The sequence below is a fragment of the Deltaproteobacteria bacterium genome, from assembly GCA_016210005.1.
Lineage (GTDB): Bacteria > Desulfobacterota > Binatia > HRBIN30 > JACQVA1 > JACQVA1.
Map to the genome: position 1 here is coordinate 1 of JACQVA010000132.1, position 24,020 is coordinate 24,020.

22 protein-coding genes are annotated in these 24,020 nt (G+C 65.7%); 13 read left to right on the forward strand and 9 right to left on the reverse strand.

Translation table 11 applies throughout. From position 1 onward, the window contains the following. Nucleotides 1-355: 355 nt before the first annotated feature. A complete protein-coding gene (locus HY699_12405; GenBank protein MBI4516604.1) occupies nt 356-763 on the forward strand; it encodes a hypothetical protein in 408 nt (135 codons plus the stop codon). Nucleotides 764-862: 99 nt separating this feature from the next. Here HY699_12405 and HY699_12410 read toward each other — a convergent pair whose 3' ends face one another. The 8 genes from HY699_12410 to thpR form a co-directional block, all read right to left on the reverse strand. After that, nucleotides 863-1,162, reverse strand: a complete 300-nt coding sequence (locus HY699_12410; GenBank protein MBI4516605.1) for a phage integrase N-terminal SAM-like domain-containing protein — start codon at nt 1,160-1,162, stop codon at nt 863-865. Nucleotides 1,163-1,295: 133 nt separating this feature from the next. Then, on the reverse strand, nt 1,296-1,796 hold the full coding sequence (locus HY699_12415) for a hypothetical protein (GenBank protein MBI4516606.1): 501 nt from the start codon (nt 1,794-1,796) through the stop codon (nt 1,296-1,298). Nucleotides 1,797-1,851: 55 nt separating this feature from the next. After that, a complete protein-coding gene (gene ybeY / locus HY699_12420) occupies nt 1,852-2,319 on the reverse strand; it encodes an rRNA maturation RNase YbeY (protein MBI4516607.1) in 468 nt (155 codons plus the stop codon). Next, nucleotides 2,316-3,344, reverse strand: a complete 1,029-nt coding sequence (locus HY699_12425) for a PhoH family protein (protein MBI4516608.1) — start codon at nt 3,342-3,344, stop codon at nt 2,316-2,318. The genes ybeY and HY699_12425 overlap by 4 nt, the downstream gene beginning before the upstream one ends. Before the next feature lie 18 nt (nt 3,345-3,362). After that, nucleotides 3,363-5,990: an alanine--tRNA ligase gene (alaS, locus tag HY699_12430; GenBank protein ID MBI4516609.1), complete on the reverse strand. Its 2,628-nt coding sequence runs from the start codon at nt 5,988-5,990 to the stop codon at nt 3,363-3,365. A 79-nt stretch (nt 5,991-6,069) separates the two neighbouring features. After that, nucleotides 6,070-7,230, reverse strand: a complete 1,161-nt coding sequence (locus tag HY699_12435) for a type IV pilus twitching motility protein PilT (protein ID MBI4516610.1) — start codon at nt 7,228-7,230, stop codon at nt 6,070-6,072. A 13-nt stretch (nt 7,231-7,243) separates the two neighbouring features. After that, nucleotides 7,244-8,338 (reverse strand): recombinase RecA, encoded by a 1,095-nt coding sequence (gene recA, locus HY699_12440; protein ID MBI4516611.1) that lies wholly within the window; start codon nt 8,336-8,338, stop codon nt 7,244-7,246. After that, on the reverse strand, nt 8,325-8,927 hold the full coding sequence (thpR, locus tag HY699_12445) for an RNA 2',3'-cyclic phosphodiesterase (protein ID MBI4516612.1): 603 nt from the start codon (nt 8,925-8,927) through the stop codon (nt 8,325-8,327). Before thpR ends, recA begins: the two co-directional genes overlap by 14 nt. A gap of 307 nt (nt 8,928-9,234) precedes the next feature. On the opposite strand from thpR, the gene HY699_12450 reads away from it, so the two are divergent. The 12 genes from HY699_12450 to HY699_12505 all read left to right on the forward strand — a co-directional run bounded on the left by HY699_12450 (nt 9,235) and on the right by HY699_12505 (nt 23,521). Further along, nucleotides 9,235-9,933 carry a PTS sugar transporter subunit IIA gene (locus HY699_12450; GenBank protein ID MBI4516613.1) on the forward strand — a complete coding sequence of 233 codons (699 nt, stop codon included), beginning with the start codon at nt 9,235-9,237 and terminating at the stop codon, nt 9,931-9,933. A 132-nt stretch (nt 9,934-10,065) separates the two neighbouring features. Beyond that, nucleotides 10,066-12,048, forward strand: coding sequence for a hypothetical protein (locus HY699_12455; GenBank protein MBI4516614.1), 1,983 nt, complete (start codon nt 10,066-10,068; stop codon nt 12,046-12,048). Nucleotides 12,049-12,127: 79 nt separating this feature from the next. Next, nucleotides 12,128-13,033, forward strand: a complete 906-nt coding sequence (locus HY699_12460) for an NADH-quinone oxidoreductase subunit H (protein MBI4516615.1) — start codon at nt 12,128-12,130, stop codon at nt 13,031-13,033. Between the two features lie 5 nt (nt 13,034-13,038). After that, entirely contained in the window at nt 13,039-13,686 is a 648-nt protein-coding gene (locus HY699_12465) for a hydrogenase (protein ID MBI4516616.1), read from the forward strand. Then, a complete protein-coding gene (locus tag HY699_12470; GenBank protein ID MBI4516617.1) occupies nt 13,683-15,155 on the forward strand; it encodes an NADH dehydrogenase FAD-containing subunit in 1,473 nt (490 codons plus the stop codon). Before HY699_12465 ends, HY699_12470 begins: the two co-directional genes overlap by 4 nt. Before the next feature lie 6 nt (nt 15,156-15,161). Further along, nucleotides 15,162-16,682 carry a hydrogenase gene (locus HY699_12475; protein MBI4516618.1) on the forward strand — a complete coding sequence of 507 codons (1,521 nt, stop codon included), beginning with the start codon at nt 15,162-15,164 and terminating at the stop codon, nt 16,680-16,682. A gap of 75 nt (nt 16,683-16,757) precedes the next feature. Continuing rightward, entirely contained in the window at nt 16,758-17,510 is a 753-nt protein-coding gene (locus tag HY699_12480; protein ID MBI4516619.1) for a 4Fe-4S binding protein, read from the forward strand. A gap of 1,212 nt (nt 17,511-18,722) precedes the next feature. Continuing rightward, nucleotides 18,723-19,028: a BrnT family toxin gene (locus tag HY699_12485; protein ID MBI4516620.1), complete on the forward strand. Its 306-nt coding sequence runs from the start codon at nt 18,723-18,725 to the stop codon at nt 19,026-19,028. A 900-nt stretch (nt 19,029-19,928) separates the two neighbouring features. Then, nucleotides 19,929-20,336, forward strand: a complete 408-nt coding sequence (locus HY699_12490) for a PEGA domain-containing protein (protein MBI4516621.1) — start codon at nt 19,929-19,931, stop codon at nt 20,334-20,336. 22 nt (nt 20,337-20,358) lie between these two features. After that, on the forward strand, nt 20,359-21,120 hold the full coding sequence (locus HY699_12495) for a hypothetical protein (GenBank protein MBI4516622.1): 762 nt from the start codon (nt 20,359-20,361) through the stop codon (nt 21,118-21,120). 992 nt (nt 21,121-22,112) lie between these two features. Continuing rightward, nucleotides 22,113-22,919, forward strand: coding sequence for a class I SAM-dependent methyltransferase (locus HY699_12500; protein ID MBI4516623.1), 807 nt, complete (start codon nt 22,113-22,115; stop codon nt 22,917-22,919). Between the two features lie 50 nt (nt 22,920-22,969). Continuing rightward, nucleotides 22,970-23,521, forward strand: coding sequence for a hypothetical protein (locus HY699_12505; protein MBI4516624.1), 552 nt, complete (start codon nt 22,970-22,972; stop codon nt 23,519-23,521). 357 nt (nt 23,522-23,878) lie between these two features. On the opposite strand, the gene HY699_12510 is transcribed toward HY699_12505, so the two are convergent. Further along, nucleotides 23,879-24,020 (reverse strand): GIY-YIG nuclease family protein (locus HY699_12510; GenBank protein ID MBI4516625.1); only part of this gene is annotated, 142 nt, incomplete at its 5' end.

The window sequence follows — 24,020 nt, forward strand, 5'->3', positions numbered from 1 at the left end:
CTCTTCGCCACCGTGCCAACGACCTTCTCGCCCTTCCGCGGCCGCCCGCGGCGCAACGATACCCGCGGCCGAAGCGGCGGTCCGCGTCGGCGGCGATCTTCCGAAAGTCCTCGGAAAGAGCAGATCGCCGCCGCAAGTTCCCACATCCTGGCCAGCAAATGACAAATTGCGTCCCTTTCGGCCATGGGTCTCGGCCTGACAGTACACAGTACTGTCAGACTGGTGCGGATTTGCCCGGTTGGCTGCACGTTACCCACAGATTTGTCGCACACCCCTTGCCGAGTCGAGCCCGACGAGCGTTTGGTGTCGCGGGCACACTGCGGTATTGAGGAGTTCCCCGAGAGGAGGTATCGCGATGGCTGAGGCGAGTCGTGGTCGGTTACTGAGTACCTGTGCAGTGCTGTTTGGTCTTCTGGCGCTGTCAAACTTCTTGAAGCCGTTCCGATTCGGCGGCGAGCAGACGGGATTCGTCCTCCTCGGACACCGCTTGTCCGGTACCGCGAACACGATCATCGGGCCGGTGTTCGGGCTGTACCTGCTCATCTACGCCGCCGGTATCTGGCGCATGCAGCGCTATGCCGTCGCGATGGGGTGGGGCTACGCCGCATACGTCGTGCTGAACCTCGTGCTGTTCAACCTGACCAATGCGCGGCCGCCGGGCGCCGGGTACATCGTCTTCGGCATCGTGTACTCCGTCATCGCGGTCGGTGTTTCTGCCGGCACAGCCTACGCGCTATCCCAGCGCCAGGCGGAGTTGAGGTAGTCAGCCGGTTGAAAGACGCAAAGAGAGCCTTCGACCACGCAGCCGCCATCATTCGCCACCATCACCGCTCCTCACCATCCAACCCGGCACCGCCGCGTGCTAGGGGTTTTTCGCGTCATGAACCGCCTCGCAATTCTCAGCTGCACCGGCTCTAACCGCGAGGGATGACAGGAAGCGGATGACCGCCTCCGCTTCCATCTCCGCCGGGTGTCGCTTGCCGTGGAAGAAGATGAAACGCTTGACCCAGCCGACGTCCGCGTCCTCAGTCCGCCGGCTGTGGTGCGGCGTTAGAATGGCGTCGCGGACTTGATCGAGCAGCTTGGGCTTGGGTGCTGAGGACGCAGGCGGGAGGACCGGGCCAGCGGCGGGGGCGCCAGTGCCACCGAGACGAGGGGACACACGTTGTCAGAGGCGGACGCATTGCTCTCCCGAATGAAGGCTCGAGATGAGCCCAAGCGCATGGCGAGGCCGATCACGGGGTCCATCGTCGGGGCGCACCGCGTGCGCCCCGTAAACGGTTGGCGAGGGGCGGTTACTTGCGTACCCGCGCAGGTTCTCGTGACAAAGTCTTAGCGGCGCGAAGCTGGATTGCCCCCGCGCTGGCGCGCGGCCGCCATTGCTGGGCGAGTCGCTGCTCCTGCCACTTGTGCAGCCCGCGCCGCAAATAACTCGGATCGAGCCCGATAACGTGGCAAATGCTGTTGAACGTCAGCGGCGTGTCCAGCTCTTCGCTCATCAGCCACTGCTCGGCCTCGCGGAAGAGGCGCCGTTGCTGTGCGTTCTTGGGAAACATGAACTTCTGGAAACAATGGATCGCGTCCTCAAGCACCGCAATCAGCAGATGGCGCTCGCCGGTTGCGTGCCCGCCATTGCGCAGTTCGAGAATCTGTTGCGGCAGCAGCACGTCGGGCAGGAACATTTCCACTGAATCTTGTGGCCTAGGCCTGGTCATTACAGCCGATTTGTTGGTCATGATCCTGCGTTTGCCAGCAAGTGCCAGGCCAGGCCGGCTTTCCAACTGCCCGTGAGCCATTCGTATTGTTTTAGTGCCCGAATCCCACCCGGGGCATTCTACTTTTGCGAAGGTACTATCCTCCGCGCGAATCGCTCGCTTGCGCCAGGGCGGTTTTGAGTTGCCGTTCGCGGCTGCGCATGCGGCGGGCTTCGGCGGCAGAACGCTCGTGGTCGTAGCCGAGCAGATGGAGCAGGCCGTGAATCAGCAAGGTCGTGACCTCGTCAGCCAGCGCCACTTTACGTTGCTGTGCTTGGCGTGCAGCGGTCTCCAGTGAAATGACCACGTCGCCCAGAAGGCACTCGTCGCCGGCGGCACGCACCCCTTCGCGCATCGCGAATGCCAGCACATCGGTCGGACGATTCCGACTGCGGTACAATGCGTTGAGCCGCTGCATCTCTTTGTCGTGGACGAGTGCGACGGTGAGTTCCGCGGCGGGTTCTCGCAACAATCGGAGCAACTGCTGCGCCTGACGGCGTAGCGTGGCGGCGGAGAGGCCGCGTACACGCTGGCGCCAGAGGACCGTGACGGGCATGGCCGTCACGCGGGTTCTTTCGGCGCGGGCACGGCCGCGCCGTTCAAGGCGCGTTGTCGCTCACGCTCGCTCTCGGCGTGGTCGTAAGCGGTGATGATATTCTGCACCAGTCGGTGACGGACGACATCTCGTTCAGTGAAGTAGCAAAAACGGATATCTTCGATGCCGGCCAGGATGGCCTGCGCTTCCTTCAACCCCGAGGCTTTGCCCGACGGCAGATCGATTTGCGTCACGTCGCCGGTGATCACGGCCTTCGAGCCGTAGCCCAAGCGGGTGAGGAACATCTTCATCTGTTCCGAGGTGGTGTTCTGCGCCTCGTCGAGGATGACGAAGGAGTCATTAAGGGTGCGGCCGCGCATGAAGGCCAGCGGCGCCACCTCGATCACGCCGCGCTCGAGCATCTTTTGCGCTCGGTCGAAATCGACCATGTCGTGCAGGGCGTCATAGAGCGGACGCAGGTACGGGTTGACCTTTTCAGCCAGGTCGCCCGGCAGAAAACCGAGCTTCTCGCCGGCCTCGACCGCCGGCCGGGTCAGTACCATGCGGGCGAAGTTGTTCTTCATCAAGCCGCCGACCGCCATGGCCATGGCCAGGTAGGTCTTGCCGGTGCCGGCCGGACCGATGCCGAAGACGATATCGAAATTGCGGATGGCTTCGATGTAGGCCTTCTGGGCAACGCTCTTGGGGGTGATGACCCGCTTGTGGGCGGAGACGTAGACGGCGTCGAGGAAGATATCCTTGAGCTTGGCGGTGCGGTCGCGGCTGAGGATGCGGATGGCGTAATCAATGTCGCTGGGGTAGACGGGGTAGCCTTGTTCGAGCACGCCGTAGAGCTGGGTGAGAATGCGTCCGGCCAGCTCGCACGCGACGCTGTCGCCGCTGATGGCGAGCGTATGCCCGGCGGTGCCGATACGGACACCGAGGGTGCGCTCGATCACCTTGAGGTGCTCGTCGTTGTGGCCGAGCAGCGCGTGAAACAGCTGGGCGTCGTGGAAGCGAAGTTCGAGGGCCGGCGTGATCGCGGTGGTTGCCAACGCGGTGCTTACTCCTGGTTACTCGAAGAAGGCGCGTGCCGCCTTCAGGGCATCGGCGATCTTGCTGGCGTCTTTACCCCCGGCCTGCGCCAGCTCCGGGCGGCCGCCGCCCCGGCCGCCGACAATCGGCGCGATCTGGCCGATGAGTTTACCGGCGTGAACTTGCGCGGTCAGGTCCTTCGTCACCGCGGCCAGCAGGCTGACGCGGTCGCCGAGCCCGCTGGCGAGGACCACGACGCCGCTGCCCAGGCGCTGGCGCAGCGCATCGGCCATTTCGAGCAAGCGCGCCGGATCGACGCCATCAATCTGGGCGGCGAGCACTCTAAAGCCGGCGCGGCCCGTGAACGCCTGGCTGAGCAAGTCGGCGCTTTGCGAGGAGGCCAGCTGGGAGCGCAACTGGTGCAGCTGGCGCTCCAACTCGCGTTGCTGAGCCAGCAGCCGCTCGACCTTTTCCGCCACCTCGCTCTCGTTGCCCTTCACCAGCTCGCCGAGCTGGCGCAGGGTCAGCTCGCGCTCGCGGATGGCGGCGAGGGCGCCGCTGCCGGTCATGCCTTCGAGGCGGCGCACCCCGGCGGCCACGCCGGCCTCGCTGCGCAGCTTGAAGATGCCGATGTCGCCGGTGCGCTGCACGTGCGTACCGCCGCACAGCTCGGTGGAGAACTCACCCATCTTCACCACCCGCACGCGCTCGCCGTACTTGTCGCCGAAGAACGCCAACGCCCCTTTCTTGATGGCCTCGTCGTAAGCCATCTCCTCGCACACGACGGCGGCGTTCTCGCGGATGTGGGCGTTGGTCTGCTCTTCGATCGCGATTAGCGTTTGGTCGTCGATCGCGCTGGGGTGGGTGAAGTCGAAGCGCAGCCGCTCGGGCGCCACCAGCGAGCCGGCCTGACGCACGTGGGTGCCCAGGCGCGCGCGCAACACGGCGTGCACGATGTGGGTGGCGGAATGATTGAGCCGCACCGCCTCGCGCCAGTCGCGGTCAACGAGCAGCTGCACGCGCTGGCCCCGGCGCACTAAGCCCCGGCGCACGGTGCCGGCGTGCACCGTCAGATCGGCGCGCGGCTTGTGGGTATCGGTTACCTCGATCAAGGCGCCGTCGGCAGTGGCGATGGTGCCGCGGTCGCCCACTTGTCCGCCCGACTCTCCATAGAAGGGCGTCTCGGCGGTCACCACTTGCACGGACTCGCCCTCGCGGACTTCAGCGTGTTCTTCGCTGTCGCGATAGAGAGCCAGGATCTCCGAGTCGAGGTCAAAAACGCGGTCACCGGCGAAGCGGCTGACAAAGGCACCGTGCGACAGCATGACTTCGGCGCCGGCTTTGCGGGCCTCGCGCCCGCGCCGGCGCTGCTCGTCCATGGCCGCCTCGAAACCTTCGCGGTCAACCCCCAGGCCGTCCTCGCGCAGGATGTCTTCGGTCATGTCGAGCGGGAAGCCATAAGTGTCGTAGAGGCGAAAAGCGATATCGCCAGGTAGCGTGGTGGCCCGCCGCTGGCGCAGTGCGGTGCGCTCGCCCTCGAGCAGCGTCATGCCCTTGTCCAACGTCTCGGCAAAGCGCTCTTCTTCGGTGCGAATGACCTCCTCGATGTAGCTTTGGCGCTCGATCAGCTCGGGATAGGCCGCTCCCATGGTGGCGGCAACGGCGGTGGCGGCTTGCCACAAGAACGGCTGGTTGAAGCCGAGGTGGCGGGCGTGGCGGGCGGCCCGGCGCAAGATGCGGCGCAGCACGTAGCCCCGGCCCTCGTTGCTCGGGACTACCCCGTCGGCGATCATGAAGCTGAGCGCGCGCGAGTGGTCGGCGATTACGCGAAAGGCCAGATCATCGGCCTGGTCGCGGCCGTACTGGCGTTTGGCGTGTTCTTCGGTGAAGCGGATCAGGTTGCGCAGCAAGTCGGTGTCATAGTTCGACAGCACACCTTGCAGCACGGCCGCGATGCGCTCCAGGCCCATGCCGGTATCGACATGCTTGGCGCGCAGTTCCTCCAGCACCCCGTCGGCCGTACGGTTGTACTGGATGAAAACGAGATTCCACAGCTCGATGTAGCGGGCGCAGCCGGCGTTGACGTTGCAGCGATGGCCGGCGACGTGTTGGCGGTCGCACGCCGCCGCGCCGCGATCGAGATGGATTTCGGAGCACGGCCCGCACGGCCCGGTCTCGCCCATCTCCCAGAAATTATCCTTCTCGCCGAAGCGGACGATGTGCGCGGGCGCGATATCGGTTTCGCTGCGCCACCAGCGCTCGGCCTCGTCGTCGGTGGTGAAGACCGTTGCCCACAGCCGATCCTTCGGCAGCTGCCACTCGCTGGTGAGCAGCTCCCACGCCCAGGCGATGGCTTCGCGCTTGTAGTAGTCGCCGAATGACCAGTTGCCCAGCATCTCGAATAGGGTGTGGTGATAGGTGTCGCGGCCGACCTCGTCGAGGTCGTTGTGTTTGCCGCTCAAGCGCAAGCAGCGCTGGGCGCTGGCCGCGCGCAATACGGCACGGGTTTCGTTGCCGAGGAACACTTCCTTGAACTGTACCATGCCGGCATTGGTGAACAGCAGGGTCGGGTCCTGATCCGGGATGAGCGAAGAGCTGCGTACCACTTCATGGCCGCGTTGGCGGAAGAAGGCGAGGAAAGCGCTGCGGATTTCGGCGCCGGTCATGGCAAATCTCTAGCAGGGAATGGCACGGATATCGACGGGGCGAAAGCGGGAGGGCGGCTCGCGGCCGCGGCCGGCGCGCTCAGAAGCGCTCGATCTCCAGCTTCTGCTTACCGCTGGGCTCGGGCTGCTCGAAGGGGCGCTCGAAGTTGTCCCAGCGGCTGTCGCTGGTGGAGGCGATGCCGCGCACCTTGAGGGCGAAGTCGGCCGGATTGCTGGCGTGCTGCAAGGCCTCGTCGTAAGTGATCAGGCCGCTGCGATAAAGCGCCATCAGCGACTGGTCGAACGTTTGCATCCCGTACGAGGTGTGGCCTTGGGCAATGACCTCGCGCAGATCGCGCGCCTTGGTCTTATCCGCCACGTACTCGCGCACGCGCGCGCTCGATACCATTACCTCGACTGCCGGCACCATGCCCTGGCCGTCCGCCCGCGGGATCAAGCGCTGGCTGATGACGCCCTTGATCACGCTCGACAGAATCAGCCGGGCTTGGTCGCGCTGGTGCTCGGGGAAGGCGCTGATGGTACGCGTGATGGTCTCGGGGGCATCGAGGGTGTGCAAGGTGCTCATCACCAGGTGGCCGGTCTCGGCCGCCATGATCGCGGTCTCGATGGTTTCCAGATCACGCATCTCGCCGACCAGGATCACGTCCGGGTTCTGGCGCAAGGCGGCTTTGAGCGCCGAGGCGAAGTCGAGCGCGTCGTACCCGATCTCGCGCTGATTGATGAAGGCCACGCAGTCGCGGTGAGTGTACTCGATCGGGTCCTCGATGGTGATGATGTGGCAGGGCCGCGACTGATTTATGTGGTTGATGATCGCCGCCAAGGTGGTGCTCTTGCCGCTGCCGGTGGTTCCGGTAACCAGCACCAGCCCGCGCCGTTCCACCGCGATCTTCTCCACCACCGGTGGCAGGTTCAGCTCCGCCACGCTGCGGATGCGCGAGGGGATGACGCGGATCACCATGCTGAGTACGCCGCGCTGGCGGAAGATGTTGACGCGGAAGCGCCCGAGCTCGGGGGTTTCGTATGCCAAGTCGGCCTGCATGTCGCTTTCGAAGCGGCGGCGGCGGAAGTCATCGAGCAACTTGTCGGCGATATTCTGCATTTGCTGGTGCGTGAGCGGCTCGGCCCCGGCCAGTGGCACCATGTCGCCGTGCAGCCGGAACGCCGGCGGCGCGCCGACCTTCAACAGGACGTCGGAGGCATCCTGTTGCACCGCCAGCTGCAAGACCTGATTCAGTTCCATAATGAGCTGGCGCTCAGCTGGCCTTAGCTCCGCGCTTGGCTTCGGGCTTTTCGGCCGCCGGCCCGTCCGGGCGCGCGGCTTCCGCGCCCGGGGCGGCGAGCCCGAAATGGGCGCGCACCTTCTGCTCGATGGCGCGCGCCATGTCGGCATGATCGCGCAGGAACTCTTTGGTGTTCTCGCGGCCCTGGCCGATGCGATCGCCGTCGAAGGCGTACCAAGCGCCGCTCTTTTCGATGACGCCGTACTCGGCGCCGAGATCCACCAACTCGCCTTCGCGCGAGATGCCGGTGCCGTACATGATGTCGAACTCGGCTTCCTTGAACGGCGGCGCCACCTTGTTTTTGACCACCCGTACTTTGGTGCGGCTGCCGATGACTTCGTCGCCCTGCTTGATCGCGCCGATGCGGCGGATGTCGAGCCGGCACGAGGCGTAAAACTTGAGCGCGTTGCCCCCGGTGGTGGTCTCCGGGTTGCCGAACATGACGCCGATCTTCATGCGAATCTGGTTGATGAAGACCACGATCGTGCGCGAGCGCGAGATGCTGGAGGTGAGCTTGCGCAGCGCCTGCGACATCAGCCGCGCCTGCAAGCCCATCTGCGGGTCGCCCATCTCGCCTTCAATCTCGGCGCGCGGCACCAGCGCGGCCACCGAGTCGACCACCAGCACGTCAATGGCGCCGCTGCGCACCAGGGTTTCGGCGATTTCGAGTGCCTGCTCGCCGTGATCGGGCTGAGAGATGAGCAAGTCCTCGGTCTTGACGCCCAGCTTCTTGGCGTAGACTACATCGAGGGCATGCTCGGCGTCGATGAAAGCGCAGATACCGCCGTCGCGCTGGGCTTGCGCGATCACCTGCAGGGCCAGCGTGGTCTTGCCCGACGATTCCGGGCCGTAGATCTCAACTACGCGGCCGCGCGGCAAGCCGCCGACGCCCAGCGCCAGGTCCAACCCGAGCGAGCCGGTGGACACCACCGGGATGTCGCGCGCCAGGGCCTCGGCGCCGAGCTTCATGATCGCGCCTTTGCCGAACTGCTTCTCGATCTGGCTGACGGCCAAATCGAGCGCGCGTTCACGGTTGGGGTCTCGTTCGCGGGGGCTATCCAATGCCATGATCTGCTCCTCTTGTACTGGCAGCGAGTCGTCTTGTCCATAGTGCGGTATAGACCGCGCCACCGGCTCGTAAGTCGCTGCGGTAAACCGTGATGCAGTCAACCGGGCTGACACCGAAGTCGTCGTTCCAGTGTTGTTTCAACATCTCTTCCAGCGCGGGCCAGCCGCGGGGGCTGTTGATGCGGCCAAGGGTCACGTGGGCGTGAAAGGGCCGAGCCTCGGCGGCGAAGCCGAGCGGCACCAGTGCGTTCTCGACCGCGCGGGCGAGCACCGCCAACTGCGCGGCCTCGATCCCCACCCAGCACACGCGCGGGCGCTTGAGCGATGGAAACGCCCCGAGGCCGCGAACGTGGGCGGCAAACTCCGGTACCGCCGCAGCGACCTGAGCAACCGCCTCGCCCACCGCCTCGAGGCGCTCGGCCGCCACCGCACCGAGAAACTTCAGCGTCGCGTGTAGCCCGTCGTCGCGCACCCAGCGCACGTCGGCGCGGGTACGCGCCAGCTCGGCCTTAAGCTGCACCAGCCCCAAGCGAACTTGGGGCACTAAATCGACCGCGACAAAGGCTCGGATGTGAGCAGGTTCCGACATCTTGGCGACTTGTGGTGCGCGCAGCGTATTATGGCTCGCCCACCGAAGTCCACCCCGGTAGAGCGTGACCTAATCCGGCGCTTTCGACGAACGGTGCCCACCTGGAGACGGCGTGCCCTCACCCCGACCTGCTGCCGCCGCGCTATACCCCAGCTGGCTGAGGGCAGCCCAGCTCCCCAGCCCGCGGCCGGTCTTCGGAGATCGTTGCGCGCAGCTTGCTCTTGGCCTCGGATCAGGGTTGTCACGCCTACGTTGACATGTCCATGGATGTCCAGTATCCAGCGGCGGCGACCGTAGCTGGGGATAAATGCAACTGACTGTCCGTGATGTCTCCGGCCTGCTGAAGGTCTCCGAGAAAACCATCTATCGCTGGATCAGTCAGGGGATTCTGCCCGCCTACCGGGTCAATGACCAGTATCGCTTCAACCGCGCCGAGCTGCTCGAATGGGCAACCTCGCGCAAGATGAACGTCTCCCCGGATCTGTTCGCGGAGCCGGAAAGCCACGCCACGCCGCTGCCGGGCTTGGTCGAGGCGCTGCAGGCCGGCGGGATATTTTACCGCGTCGACGGCGGCGATAAGGAGTCGGTGCTGCGGGCGGTGGTCGAGCACATGCGCTTGCCCGAAGAGGTCGATCGGGAGTTCCTGCTGCGCGTGCTGTTGGCGCGCGAGGCGTTGCAATCCACCGGCATCGGTGACGGCATTGCCATTCCGCACGTGCGCAATCCGATCGTGCTGCACGTGTTGCGGCCGATGATCGCGCTCTGTTTCCTAGAGCGGCCGGTGGAGTTCGGCGCCCTCGACGGTAAGCCGGTGTTCGCGCTGTTCTCGCTCATCAGCCCGACCGTGCGCGCGCACCTGCGCTTGCTGTCGCGCTTGTCGTTCGCGCTCAACGACGCCGGGTTCAAGGAGGCCATCCTCCGGCAAGCTTCCCGGGACGAGATCGTCACCCAGGCCCGCCGGGTCGAGGCCGCGCTGGAATCGGCCGGGCTTGCGCCCAAGCCGTAGTGATTTGCCGAGCGATCGCGCCAAGGCAGAGGCCAAGATGTTCGCCAAGATGTTCGAGCAGATGAGCCGGTGTAGCGGTTGTGCGCGGCGGGCACGGCGGCCGGGCGCACGGGCGTGAGAGGTTGCGCTGCGATGGAGCTGTTGCTGTTAGCCATCGGGCTGCTGGTTGTGAGCGCGGTGGCGGCCTTGTCGTGCCAGCGATGGGCGCGCTGGTGCAGCGGACTGGGCAGCGGCGGTGTCGTGGTGGCCGCCGCGCTCGGCCTGGTGCCGGCGATGCGCGTGCTGCTGGGGGCGCCGAATGAGCGCCTGCGGCTGGCGTGGAGCGTGCCCTACGGCGCCTTCTTCGTCGAGCTCGACGCCCTCTCGGCGTTCTTTGTGATCCCGATTCTGGTCTTGTCTGCGCTCGCCGCGGTGTACGGCGCCGGATACCTGCAAGCCTACGGTGACAAGAAGGCCCTTGGGGTGACGTGGTTCTTCTTCAACCTGCTGGTGGCGAGCATGGCGCTGGTCGTGCTCGCCCGCAACGGCGTGCTCTTCCTCATGGCCTGGGAGGCCATGGCGCTGGCGTCGTTCTTCCTGGTGGTTTTTCGCGAAGATGAGCGGGAGAGCGCCCGCGACGCGGGCTGGAGATATCTGGTGGCCACGCATCTCGGCACCGCTTTCCTGCTGGCGCTGTTCGTCTTGCTCGGGCACGGCAACGCCGTGCTCGACTTCGATCATTTCACCACCGCGGCGGCGGCGCCGGGAGTGCTGTTTGTGCTGGCGCTGGCCGGCTTCGGGGCCAAAGCCGGCTTCGTTCCGCTGCACGTCTGGCTGCCGCACGCGCATCCGGCGGCGCCCAGCCACGTTTCGGCGTTGATGTCGGGAGTGATGATCAAGACCGGTATTTACGGCTTGCTGCGCTGCTTGACGTTGCTCGGGCCGCCGCCGCCGTGGTGGGGCTGGGCGCTGGTGGTGATCGGGATCACTTCCGGGATCGGCGGCGTGCTGTTCGCCATCGCGCAACATGATCTCAAGCGCCTGCTGGCTTACAGCAGCGTGGAGAACATCGGCATCATCACCTTGGGGCTCGGGGTGGGAGTACTGGGAGTGAGCAGCGGCGCGCCGGTGCTGGCGGTGTTGGGGTTTGCCGGTGCGCTGCTGCACGTCTGGAACCACGCGGCCTTCAAAGGCCTGCTTTTTCTCGGTGCCGGGGCGGTGGCGCACGCCGCCGGCAGCCGCGACCTCGACCAACTCGGCGGACTGCTCAAGCGCATGCCGGGAACCGGCCTAGCGTTTCTCGCCGGCGCGGTTGCGATCGCCGGGCTGCCGCCGCTGAACGGATTCGCCAGCGAGCTGCTGCTCTATCTGGCCGGGTACTCGGGCGTGGTTGCGGCTGGCGATGGGCTGGCGGCATTGCCGTTGCTGGCGGTGATTACCGCGCTGGCGCTGATCGGCGGGTTGGCTGCGGCGGCCTTCGCCAAAGCCTTCGGCATCGCCTTTCTCGGCAGTGCGCGCAGCCCGGGGGCAGCGCACGCGCATGAGCCGGCGCTGGTTATGCGCCTGCCGATGTACGCTCTGGCCGGCATCTGCCTAGCGATCGGATTGCTTGCCCCGTTGCTGCTGCCGCACCTCGGTCCGCTGCTGGCGGCGGTGTCGCGCCTGCCGGCGGGCGTGATTCAGATCCAGCTGGCGCACGCCGCCGGGGTGCTTTGGTTCGGTGCCGGCGGCGGGTTGGCGTTGCTGGGCATGGTGGGGCTGCTAACCGCCTTTCGTCACCGTCTGTTATCGGCGCGCTCGGTGACGGAGTCGATCACGTGGGACTGCGGTTACGCGCAGCCGTCGCCACGCATGCAGTACACCGCTTCATCCTTCGCGCAGCCGTTGACCGACTTGTTCGCGGGATTGCTGCAGACCCAGCGCCGGCTGCTGCGACCGCAAGGGCTCTTCCCGGCGGCGGCGGCTTTGGCCACCAACACGCCGGACGTCGCCGAACGGCGGCTCTTCGCCCCGGTATTCACCGGCATCGGCAGCGCCCTGGCGGCCCTGCGTTGGCTCCAGCACGGCCAAGTGCACTTGTACGTGTTGTACGTGGCACTGACGCTGCTGGTGCTGTTGGTGTGGAAGCTGGGATGAGAACCAAGGCGACAGCGGTGCGCAGGCCGCACAGCTGGCACCGGCTTGCCGCCGGCCGGATTGGGGACGGCGTAAATCGATGGCGGCCGTAATCCATACCGTGCTCGCGCTGCTGGGTGCGCCGTTGCTGCTCGGCATCATCAATCGCACCAAAGCGTTGATCGCGGGCCGCACCGGCCAGCCGCTGCTGCAGCCGTATTTCGACATGGTGAAGCTGCTGCGAAAGGCGGCGGTCTACAGCCGTACGACCACGTGGCTGTTTCGTGCCGGGCCGATCGTCGGGCTGGCGGCGATGCTGGTGGCGATCACGCTGGTGCCGCTCGGCGGCGTGGCGGCGGTGGTGGCATTTCCCGGTGATCTGCTGCTGTTCGCGTATCTCTTGGGCCTAGCGCGCTACTTCACCGTGCTGGCGGCGCTCGACACCGGCTCGAGCTTTGAAGGCATGGGCGCGAGCCGCGAGCTTACCTTCTCCGCGCTGGCCGAGCCGGCGTTGCTGCTCGGCCTGGCGGCGCTGGCGCACCAGAGCGGCCGCTTGTCGCTTTCGGCGATGTATGCCACGGTCGCTCCCTTGGCGTGGGCGCAAGCGGCCGCGCCACTGGCGTTGCTGGCGGCAGCGCTGCTGGTGGTGTTCCTGGCGGAGAACGCCCGGATTCCGGTCGACGACCCCACCACGCATCTGGAATTAACCATGATTCACGAAGTCATGGTGTTGGATCACGGCGGGCCCGACCTCGCTTTCATTCTTTACGGCGGCGCCCTCAAGCTGTGGCTGCTCGGCGCCCTGCTGGTCGGGCTGGTGGTGCCGGTGCGCAGCGGGTCACCGTGGCTCGACGGTGCGGCCGCGCTCGGCGGTATGCTGGCGCTGGCGGTGCTCACCGGCATCATCGAGTCGTCGATGGCGCGCTTGCGCCTGGTGCGGGTGCCGCAGCTGCTGCTCGGAGCCGGCGTGCTGTCGACCCTAGCCTTGGTATTGAGCTGGCGCTGACTGCCATGTGGAGCGATACCCTGTTGGTGCTGCTGGCGCTCAGTGGCGTGTTGTTGCTGGGCTCCAGCCGGCTGGTGCGCTGCATTCGGATTGTGGCGTTTCAGGGCGTCGTGCTCGGGTTGCTGACACTGGCGGCGCATCAGCACGAGTTCTCGTGGCGCACGCTCGGCCTGGCGGTGGCGATCGCGGCGTTGAAGGGCGCCGGCTTCCCCTGGCTGCTGTCGCGGGTGCTGCGTCAAGCCGACGTCCGCCGCGAGGTCGAGCCGTTCGTGAGCTACAACCTGTCGCTGTTGGCCGGCACCATGGCACTGCCGGTGTCATTGTGGCTGAGCGCGCGGTTGCCGCTGCCGACGCCGCCGATCTCGGCGCTGGTGGTACCGGTGGCGCTGTTCACCACGCTGGCCGGCCTGCTTCTGATCGTCAGCCGGCGCACGGCCCTGACCCAGGTGCTGGGATACTTGGTGCTCGAGAACGGCGTCTACGCCTTCGGCGTCGGCCTGGTGGAAGGCACGCCGATGGTGGTGGAGCTGGGGATCCTGCTCGACGTCTTCGTCGCGGTGTTCGTGATGGGCATCGCCATCTTCCACATCAACCGCGAGTTCGACCACATTGATGCCGATCAGCTGGCGGCTCTGCACGACTGGACCTCATGATCGCCGCCCTGCTCCTGGTGCCGGCGCTCGCCGGTATCGCCGCCTACTTCGTGCGCGCCGACGCCGCCCGCCGCGTCTTGCTGCTGTTGGTGGCCGCGCTGCACACCGGGCTGACGGCGGCGGCATGGTTTCACCAACCGGCGGCCGCGCTCGGCGGCTGGTTGCAGCTCGACGCCGCCGGCCGGCTCTTCCTTTCGATCACCACCGTGCTGTTCCTGGCCGCGGCGCTCTATGCCGCCGGCTACCTCAGCCGCGAGAGCCGTGGGGCCCAGCGTGACTTCGAAGAAGGGCTACTGTTCGACAACGCTCCGGAGGCCGTGTTCACTGCCTGTTTGCTGCTGTTTCTGGCGGCGATGACGCTGGTCACCACCAGCCACCGGTTCGGCTTGCTCTGGGTGGCAATCGAAGCCACCACCTTGGCGAGCGCGCCGCTGATCTACTTCCACCGCCACCACCGTTCGCTCGAAGCCACTTGGAAGTACCTGCTGATTTGCTCGGTGGGCATTGCGCTGGCGCTGCTCGGCAACTTCTTCCTTGCGGTGGCGGCCTCCAATCCGGGCGGGACGCCGGTGCCGTTGGTGCTCGACGACTTGATGCGCGAGGCCCCGCGGCTGCACCTGCCGTGGCTCAAGGCGGCCTTGCTGTTGCTGCTGGTCGGCTACGGCACCAAGATGGGTCTGGCACCGCTGCACACGTGGTTACCCGATGCCCACAGCGAGGCGCCCTCGCTGGCCTCGGCGCTGTTGTCGGGGGCGCTGCTGAACTGCGCCTTTCTCGGCATCCTGCGAGTGCAGCAAGTCTGCGCCGCCGCGGGTCAGGCGGCGTTCGGCCAGGAGCTGCTGGTCGGCTTCGGCCTGTTGTCGATGACGGTGGCCGCCGTCTTCATCATCGAGCAGGCCGACTACAAGCGGATGCTGGCGTATTCCAGCGTCGAGCACATGGGCATTCTCGCCCTCGGTGTCGGACTGGGCGGGGCGGCCACCTTCGGCGCGCTGCTCCATGCGGTCAACCATTCGCTCACCAAGGGCATGCTGTTCCTGCTGGCCGGCAACATCCTGGCGGCCTATCGGACCAAGGCGACGACGCAGGTGCGCGGCGTGCTCCGGGTGCTGCCGGCATCGGGTGGGCTGTGGGTGATGGGGTTGTTCGCCATCACCGGCTCGCCGCCGTTCGGGCCGTTTCTGAGTGAGTTCACCATTTTGAAAGCCGCACTGGACCACGGGCGCAACCTGGTGGCGCTGGCATATCTGGCGCTGCTAGCGGTGGTCTTCCTGGGCATGATGACGGTGATGTTGCGCATGGCGCAGGGGGCGCCGGAAGCAGCGGAGCCGGGCGGTGCGGCGGCGCCGGAGCCGCTGCTGGCGGTCGCGCCGCCGGCGGCGCTGGCACTGCTGGTGATCATTCTCGGCCTCTACGTTCCGGGCTTCATGCGGGCCGCGATCGAGCAGGCGGCGCGCGCGCTCGGGTGAGTTGTCATGCCACGCCCGTCTTTGCCCGCGATTTTCAACGGCAAGGCCGTCGCCCTCGATCAGGTGCCGCGGCTGAACGCGGCCGAGTTCCGCGACGCGGTCATTGCCGAGGTGGCGGCGGGTGCGCGGCTGGCGGCGCTGTTCGGACAGCCGAGCGGAGCCGGCGTGCGGCTGATCGCGGTGCTGGCGCGCGGCCGCACCGGCACGCTGGCCGCTGCCACCACCGAGGTCGGCGACAGCTTTCAGGCGCTGACGCCCGATTGCCCGCAAGCACACGGGTTCGAGCGCGAGATCGCCGAGCAATGGGGCGTGCGGCCGCACGGCCATCCGTGGCTAAAGCCGCTCCGCTTCCATGCCTCCTATCGGCCCGGGCACGACGCCTGGGGGCGTGCCGGGGACGAGCATATCTCACCGAGCGTGACTGACTTCTTCCGGATGGAGGGCGCGGAAGTCCACGAGGTCGCCGTCGGACCGGTGCACGCTGGGGTCATCGAGCCCGGCCACTTCCGCTTTCAATGTCACGGCGAGCAGGTCTTCCACCTGGAGATAGCGCTCGGCTATCAGCACCGCGGCGTCGAGCGCGCGTTGGTGGGGGGCCCGCACTTGCGCACCATGCAGCACCTGGAGGTGCTCGCCGGCGACACCTCGGTCGGGCACGCCACCGCGTACTGCGAAGCGCTCGAAGCGCTGGCGCAGTGCGCGGTCTCCGCCCGCGCGCAGGTGTTGCGGGGCGTGGCCCTCGAACTCGAACGGCTCGCTAATCATGCCGGTGATCTCGGCGCGCTGGCTGGCGACGTCGGCCACTTGCCCCCGGCGGCGTATTGCGGCCGCATCCGCGGCGACTTCCTCAACCTGACCGCGTTGGTCTGCGGCAACCGCTTCGGGCGGGGATTGGTGCGGCCGGGCGGCGCGGGGTTCGATGTCGAAGCCGGGCGGGTGGTGCAGCTGTTGGAGCGCCTGGAGCAAGCGCTGGCCGACGCGACGGTGGCGGTCAATCTGTTGTGGGAGACGCCCTCGGTGCAGGCGCGTTTCGAGGGCACTGGGGTGGTGGCGCGCGCCGAGTGCGAGGCGCTCGGGCTGGTCGGGGTGGCGGCGCGTGCCGGCGGCCTCGAGCGCGACGTGCGCCATGAGTTCCCCGCCGGCATCTTCCGCTTCGCGCAGATTCCAATCTCGACGTGGCAGAGCGGCGACGTGCTGGCGCGCGCCTACGTGCGCTGGCTCGAGATGCAACGCTCGGTGGCCTTCATCCGCGAGCAGCTCGCCACGCTTCCCGACGGCCTCATCCGCGCTCCGCTCGGCGCGCTGGCCGCGAATCAGCTCGTGGTGTCGCTGCTCGAAGGCTGGCGCGGTGAGATTTGCCACGTCGCCATTACCGATGACAACGGGCGTTTGGCGCGCTACAAGGTGGTCGACCCCTCTTTTCACAACTGGGCCGGGCTGGCGCTGGCGCTGCGCCAGCAGCAGATCTCGGACTTTCCGCTCTGCAACAAGAGCTTCAACCTGTCGTATTGCGGCCATGATCTGTAACCAGCAGTTAGTTCGCCCGGCCTCGCCGGCGGCTGCGGGCAATCCGTTCACCGCAGTCGGCCTTCGGGTGCTCGTATGCTGAAGACGCTGCGCGCCCGTCTGCAGCAAGGCCATCGCACGATAGCTTTCCCGGCGGCGGAGCCGGAGTTGGTGGATCGCTTTCGCGGCCGGCCGGCGTTGGTGCCGGCGAAGTGCCGTGACGGTTGCCGCGAGTGTGCCGCGGCCTGCCCGACGCAGGCGCTCACAGTCGCTGGCGGCTTGCAGCTCGATCTCGGGCGGTGCCTGTTTTGTGCCGAGTGTGCGAGCGTCTGCCCCGAGGGCGCGATTCAGTTCACCGGCGAGTATCGCCTGGCGACTCGAACGCGGGTGGCGTTGCAGCTCGCGGGGCCGACTTTCGACTTGGCGCAGGCCCTAGGCGAAGAGCTGCGGCGGCTGTTGGGCCGTTCGCTCAAGCTGCGCCAAGTCAGCGCCGGCGGCTGCAACGCCTGCGAGGCGGAGGTGAACGTGCTCAACACGGTGGTTTTCGACCTCGGCCGCTTCGGTGTCCAGTTCGTCGCTTCGCCCCGGCATGCCGACGGGTTGCTGATCACCGGGCCGGTCACCGAAAACATGCGGCTGGCATTGCACAAGACTTACGAGGCCGTGCCCGCGCCGAAGGTCGTCATTGCCGTCGGTGCCTGCGCCATCAGCGGCGGCCCGTTTCGCGACCACCCCGAGCAGCACAACGGTGCCGAGGGCGTGTTGCCCATCGATCTCTACGTTCCCGGCTGCCCGCCGCATCCGGTGACGATTCTAGACGGCTTGTTACGGCTGCTCGGCCAGCGCTGAGCGCCCGCTGCCGGCGGCGGGTATCATGGCTCGCCCCCGCAGGCCACCGGGCAGGGCCATCAGCGGCGAACGCTATCGCCGTCTCAGATGCTGTGAAGGTCCCCGCAGACTCCAAAGGCTTCGCATTGTCACGCAGCGGCGGGAAGTGGAGCCAAGCCGACCTGACGGCCGAGACGTTCCAGAAGAGCAACGCCCCCGCGTCTGACACGGCAAGCGACAGCCGGCGGAGATGGGAGCGGAGGCGCCAGCACCGCCCGGGCCGGAACCCGCGCCCGTTTCTGTTCCCGGCGGCCGCCCTCAAAAGGTCACCGGGTTGGCCAGTGCGGCACTGTCGCCGCGATTCGCGCGCGAGTTGCTCGGGGCCGCCGCTTCCGTGTCGCTGCCCGAGAGCACGGCGCAGCCTCACGCCAGCGCCGTCGCCTGCGTTCGCGTCGTTCGTCACCCCCGGTGTGGCTCCGATGTCGCATCTCTGCGCCCGATCGCCCGGCCTTACACTTCGACCACCCAGCGCGCTTGCCATCGAACCCCCTAATCGCCCTACGATCCCCATAACACGTGGGAAGCACCGTCGGTGATCAGCGGTTCAGTTCAACGGGGCCTGCCTGCCGAAGCCGCGGCGCAGGCAGGCCTTTCCGCCATCCGGCGGCAACCACCACCCCATCTCGCGCACCGCCCCGTCGCGCCGGATGACGGAAAAACCCTTTACGTTAGGCTTGCTGCGCGCTCGCGAAACGCGTACGGGAGGGGTATGGTTGATCTGGTGCACGGATGTCCAAGCTGGACGTGGCAAAGGAGGAGATCGCCTACCTGAAGCTCTAGCTCGGTATCGTCATCGTTACGGACATCAGCCTAATGGGGTGGCTGCTTGGAAACTTCCAATCTGCTGGATGGGCGCTGATCGTCGGCGATATCGTGGCGCTCCTATGTGCTTCATGGGGCTGCTATTCGCTGCATACCCGCATCAAGTCTGCCATCGCAAAGTTGGAGGAGCTGTAGCCATGGAAATCATTGTCGCAATTGTTCTCCTGGCTGGTGTAGGCTTCATCACGTACCTGGCCCTCGACGCCGCGCGGCACGTGAAGTGATGCCGAACCCGGCGCTCGAGCCGACCGGCTTGAGCTTGAGCTTCGCGGTTTGCGCTCATCGTCCATCTGCCGGCGGGTCATCGCCAAGACGTTAGCCCGGTCTCTGACTCCGTGATAGTTTCCCGGCATGCGGTTCCAGGAGTTGCAGGCGGAGTGGGATGACGACAACATCGAACACATTGCGCGGCACGGCATCGAGCCGGACGAGGTCGAGGAGATCGTGTACGAAGACTGCTACCCTTCGTGGATTGTGCGCGGTCGCCGCCGCGGAATCCGCGAGCTTCGCTGGACCGTATTTGGACAGACGTGCGCAGGTCGCTATCTGCTCGCCGTCGTCGCGCCGTACCCGGGTCGCGGCGTGTGGCGTGCAGTGACCGCGAGAGACATGGAGCGGCAGACTCGACGGAGGTATCAGCAGTGGCGCAGAAGCTAACAACCGCACAGCGACGGACTCTTCGAGAGGAGGCCCAGGAATGGGATGAATTCACCGACGAACAGTTCGCGCGGCTCTTCGAAGAAGGGAAGCCGGTTCCGATCCGTCTGCGACGCCCACCGCCCAAGACCCTCACGGTCGCGCTCGATGCCCAGACCCTCAACCGGCTCCGGCGTCTTGCGCGACAGAAGCAAGTCAAGCCGCGACACTTGGCAGCAATCTGGATCGCGGAGCGACTCGGACACGAGCCGATTGCGACAGGCAAGCAGCGGCGAACGGGCTAACTCTTAGCGGTTTGGAGGGACCGGAGGTGGCTGGGTCAGGTCTGGATAGCGAGACAGGTTGATTCAGTGGGCTGCCGGAACTTCCGAGCCCTCGGTCGTCAGTCCAGACCCCCATCGCTATCCGCTATCAAGACCCTCCGTTGCTGCGCAGCCCGCCTGCCCGCCGTGATGGTCCACAGAGTCTGGCGGCCGCACGCGACACGTCATGATCACCCGCGGCTGTCCCGACCCACCGACTTCCTGCGTTTTCACGATCGCGCCGCGACCGTTGCGCCGTCGTGCGTCCGCGTGCGCCCCTGCGCCGCCCCGCGCGCCTCACGCCACCGCCGCCGCCGCCGTTCGCGTCGTTCGTTACCCCCGCCGTGGCTCCGGCGTCGCCTCGCTGCGCCCGATCGCCCCCGCCTTCGAGCACCCCGCGCGCTTGCACTGGAGCCCCTAATCGCCCTACAATCCCCATAACACAGGGAGCACCGTCGGTGATCAGCGGTTCAGTTCAACGGGGCCTTTCCGCCATCCGGCGGCAACCATCACACCATCTCGCGCACCGCCCCGTCGCGCCGGATGACGGAAAAACCCTTTTACGTTAGACGCCAAACAGACGCTCTCGTGAGACGCGATGGAATTGAAGAAGCTGATAGTGATCATCTTGGCGCCTCTGGTGGCCTTCGGTTGCATGACCATGCGACGAGGCCCGTCGCAGGTGATCCAGATTCGGAGTGAACCGGACGGAGCTGCGGTTACGATTGAGCCCGCCGCAGGCAAGTTCACAGGACCGGCGCACGTATCGCTACGGCGCAAATCACCATACACGGTCGTTGTGTCGCAGGCGGGCTACAAGCCTGTGTCCGTGCCCGTCGAGAGCACGATCGCGGGCGAGACGTGGTGGCGGAACCTCGTGTGGATACACCCGCTATTCTGGGGAATCGGTGTCATCGTCGATCTACCCACCGGAGCTGGATACGAACTCGCACCAGCGAGCATCACGGTCGACCTGAAGGCGGGCGCGGCAACTTCGGCGCGGTGAGCACCTCGAATTTCCGCTGTCTATGGTCGAACCGCTGTCGAAAGAGGAAGGGATTCGGGCAATCCGGGCCGGCTTCGCCCGGGTTCTACTCGATGCTACCTTCAATTGCTCAGCCCCCATCTACTGGTTCAGCATAGCGGGCGACCGGCGCGGCCCCGTACTGAACAACGGCACCATCTTCTTTGTTGACGCGGGCGCTGGACCCTTCGCCGTCACCGCTAGGCATGTGCTGGAAGGATACCGTGGAGCGATTCGCGCGGAACCGCGCACGCTGTGCGAGATCGGTGGAGTAGGCTTCGACCTGCTCGGGAACCTGATTGCGGAGGATCGCAATGCCGACATCGTTACGCTGCGGATCGATGACGACACTCTCACCAAGATCGGAAGAGTGCCTCACGTGAATCCTCGGGCATGGCCGCCAAAGCCTCCCGAAATAGGCAAGGGAGTGTTCTTCGGCGGATATCCAGGTAGGCATCGGGTTGAAACGCCTGCTGTCATCCAATGGGGCTTTGCCGGCGGCCTTGATGTCGCGGCTACCGTTCACGAGGATCATATCTGCGTCCAGTTCAGCCGTGAAGATTGGGTATCCACGGCCGACCTTCCGCCACCCGCAGTCGGCGAGCCGTGGGGCGGCGTGAGCGGCGCGCCCCTTTTCGCGGTTGTCCAGAACGGCGTAGTATCATGGCGACTTGCTGGAGTGGTGACTGAATTCGGATCGAACCTCGAGATCCTCTATGCATCATCCTTCTCTCAAGTTGGTCCCGATGGCTCCATCTCGTGCTAGTCTAGTCGGTCGAGCTTTGGCGTCTAACCCGGCGATCGAGACCGACGCGAAAAGACCGCGCGGCTCATCGCCAAGCCGTTAGCCAGACATGTGAGGAGCTTATGAGCCGTTTTCCCCTTGCTGACTCCGCCTACTACGAGATGCCCGGTGAGATGATGGCGGGGTGGCTTGCGCTGCTTCTCACCGGAGAACTCCAATACCGCACACCAGGTCTCCCGAGGGGGTCCGTGCACTTCGCACCTCCCTCAACCGAATGTGGGTCGCTGGCGAGTTTGGTGGACCACCTGAGACAGGAGCACCAGCAGGACCACTGGTACCGCGGACAGATATCGACGCAGACGTGCCTCTACGCGGGGTGGCTGGGGTCATGCCTCTACGCGGTGTGGCTGGGGTCAGGTCTGGATAGCGAGACAGGTTGATTCAGTGGGCTGCCGGAACTTCCGAGCCCTCGGTCGTCAGTCCAGACCCCCATCGCTATCCGCTATCAAGACCCTCCGTTGCTGCGCAGCCCGCCTGCCTACCGTGATGGTCCACAGAGTCTGGCGGCCGTACACGACTCGTCATGATCACCCGCGGCTGTCCCGACCCATCGACTTCCTGCGTTTTCGCGATCGCGCTGCGACCGTTGCGCCGTGGAGCGCCCGCATGCGCCCCTGCGCCGCTCCGTGCCCCTCACGCCAGCGTCGGCGCCGCCGTTCGCGTCGTTCGTTACCCCCGCCGTGGCTCCGATGTCGCCTCCCTGCGCCCGGTCGCCCCCGCCTTCGAGCACCCCGCGCGCTTGCCATCGAACCCCTAATCGCCCTACAATCCCCATAACACGTGGGGAGCACCGTCGGTGATCAGCGGTTCAATTCAACGGGGCCTGCCTGCCGAAGCCGCGGCGCAGGCAGGCCTTTCCGCCATCCGGCGGCAACCACCACACCATCTCGCGCAACGCCCCGTCGCGCCGGATGACGGGAAAACCCTTTTACGTTAGGTGGATCCTGAATCCAATGATTGATGACAGCTCGACCCGCTCATGGGATGCGGTAGCCGACGATTGGGTCACCCACGCCGATACCAACGACTATCGGAACGTCGTTCTGATGCCGCTGACACTCGAGTTGATCGGAGAGGTCACTGGGCAGCGGATCCTCGACTTGGGTTGCGGAGAGGGCGGCTACAGCCGGGAGCTTGCCAAGCGGGGTGCCATCGTCGTAGGTGTAGATGGGAGCGAGCGCCTCGTGTCAACCGCGAGACAACGGTCCGATGATCCAGAGCACCCTGTCAACTACATCTGCGCCAACGCCAGCAGGCTGGAGGGCATCGAGGCCGAGTGCTTCGACCAGGTCTTGGCGGCGATGAGTCTCATGGATGTGGAAGACTACGACGGCGCAATCGACGAAGCATGGCGGGTCCTCGTTCCTGGGGGCGCTCTTCTCATGAGCATCAGCCACCCGAGTTTCTCGGCTCCGACGGCAGAGTGGGTGAAGACGGACCGCGGTGAGCTTCGTCACTTCGTCGTGGACCGATACTTTGACCGTGTCGTGTGGGAGGACTTCGTTACGCCACGATTCCGGCGTCCGATTCTTCGTCGGCATCGGCCGCTTGAAGACTTTGCCCGCCCCTTGTTGCGACGTGGGTTCGTGTTGCGGAACCTCGTTGAGCCAACGGCAACGGCCGCACACGTTCAGCAATCCGCCCGGCTCGCCAGACTAGCGCGGATACCTTACTTCCTGTTCATGCAATGGCAGAAGCCGAGTGTGACCACCTCCGCATGCAGCCGTCGGCGCCGCAGCGATCGAGTGCGCCGCGGCTGATGCGGACCGTTGAACTAAGCCGCCCATGCCGTACTACTGTGGAGGGATGAATGTCTGATCACCCAGCCCAGGTGGCGGCTTGGCTTGCCGCCACAGCCACGTTCCTCGTAACCGCCCTGAAGGTGCTCGCCGAGCTTCGTCAAAGCCGGGAGCAGCGTCAAGCTGAGCTTCGCTGGAAGCAGGCGGAGGCCGGGAAGGCGCTGAATGATGAAATGCAGACCGACGAGCGTGCCTGGCCAGCGATGCAAATGCTCGATTCCGATCAGAGGACCTTCAACGTGGGCGAAGACGTAAGACTGACAGTCACGCAGGCGGACATACGTGCCGCACTCGATCCCGGCACGGAATCGACAGCGGTGGTCGAATTCATTCGCGATTGTTTCGATACGTGGTTCTACTTCCTCGCGATGCTCGACCATTACATCGACACCGGACTCATCCGGCCGGAGGATGTCGCATACCCAACGGAGTATTACGTCCCCCTTCTGGCCCGCCACCGGTTGCAAGTCGATAAGTACCTTGCGCATTACGGTCTCAGCAAGGTACAAGGGTATCTGCGCCGGCACCCTGAGTGGGGACAGACCGATGGAGCTGCCGCCTAACGTAAAAGGGTTTTTCCGTCATCCGGCGTGGGGGGAACGGGGTCACCCATTGGAAGGCCGTTGTCAACTGAGCAAACGAGTCCGATCGCGGCACTGCCGCCTTCTTTTCCTTTAGCTGCCATCTTCTTCCCATCCGCTGTTAGCGGAACGCTTGCCCGACACCATCGAGTGTAATGTCGGTTCCGGAGATTGTCGGACCAGTCATGCCGATGCTCAGTACCCGGCTTGGTTTGGCCGCGCAAGCGCTTATCGACCGGCTAATACGGGCACTCAGCATAGGGATTTTGCGGGGGACGCAATTTGTCATTCCCGCGAAAGCGGGAATCCACGGCCCCGGCTCGCTACGACCCGCCAGCGCTACACGATCTCGTCATAGAGGTCTCGCCAGTCCGGGTTCTGAGCTTCGATCAGCTCGATCTTCCAGACGCGGCGCCACTTCTTCAGCTGCTTCTCCCGCACGATTGCGGTCTCTGCGCAGCCGTGCGCTTCGTAGTAGACC

Coding starts and splice junctions, on each gene's coding strand:
- HY699_12475 (MBI4516618.1), top strand. CDS start 15,162: ATGCCACGCCCGTCTTTGCCCGCGATTTTCAACGGCAAGGCCGTCGCC.
- HY699_12500 (MBI4516623.1), top strand. CDS start 22,113: ATGATTGATGACAGCTCGACCCGCTCATGGGATGCGGTAGCCGACGAT.
- HY699_12455 (MBI4516614.1), top strand. CDS start 10,066: ATGGAGCTGTTGCTGTTAGCCATCGGGCTGCTGGTTGTGAGCGCGGTG.
- HY699_12465 (MBI4516616.1), top strand. CDS start 13,039: ATGTGGAGCGATACCCTGTTGGTGCTGCTGGCGCTCAGTGGCGTGTTG.
- HY699_12435 (MBI4516610.1), bottom strand. CDS start 7,230: ATGGAACTGAATCAGGTCTTGCAGCTGGCGGTGCAACAGGATGCCTCC.
- alaS (MBI4516609.1), bottom strand. CDS start 5,990: ATGACCGGCGCCGAAATCCGCAGCGCTTTCCTCGCCTTCTTCCGCCAA.
- HY699_12490 (MBI4516621.1), top strand. CDS start 19,929: ATGGAATTGAAGAAGCTGATAGTGATCATCTTGGCGCCTCTGGTGGCC.
- recA (MBI4516611.1), bottom strand. CDS start 8,338: ATGGCATTGGATAGCCCCCGCGAACGAGACCCCAACCGTGAACGCGCG.
- HY699_12405 (MBI4516604.1), top strand. CDS start 356: ATGGCTGAGGCGAGTCGTGGTCGGTTACTGAGTACCTGTGCAGTGCTG.
- HY699_12480 (MBI4516619.1), top strand. CDS start 16,758: ATGCTGAAGACGCTGCGCGCCCGTCTGCAGCAAGGCCATCGCACGATA.
- HY699_12495 (MBI4516622.1), top strand. CDS start 20,359: ATGGTCGAACCGCTGTCGAAAGAGGAAGGGATTCGGGCAATCCGGGCC.
- HY699_12460 (MBI4516615.1), top strand. CDS start 12,128: ATGGCGGCCGTAATCCATACCGTGCTCGCGCTGCTGGGTGCGCCGTTG.
- HY699_12485 (MBI4516620.1), top strand. CDS start 18,723: ATGCGGTTCCAGGAGTTGCAGGCGGAGTGGGATGACGACAACATCGAA.
- HY699_12450 (MBI4516613.1), top strand. CDS start 9,235: ATGCAACTGACTGTCCGTGATGTCTCCGGCCTGCTGAAGGTCTCCGAG.
- thpR (MBI4516612.1), bottom strand. CDS start 8,927: ATGTCGGAACCTGCTCACATCCGAGCCTTTGTCGCGGTCGATTTAGTG.
- HY699_12470 (MBI4516617.1), top strand. CDS start 13,683: ATGATCGCCGCCCTGCTCCTGGTGCCGGCGCTCGCCGGTATCGCCGCC.
- HY699_12505 (MBI4516624.1), top strand. CDS start 22,970: ATGTCTGATCACCCAGCCCAGGTGGCGGCTTGGCTTGCCGCCACAGCC.
- HY699_12415 (MBI4516606.1), bottom strand. CDS start 1,796: ATGGCTCACGGGCAGTTGGAAAGCCGGCCTGGCCTGGCACTTGCTGGC.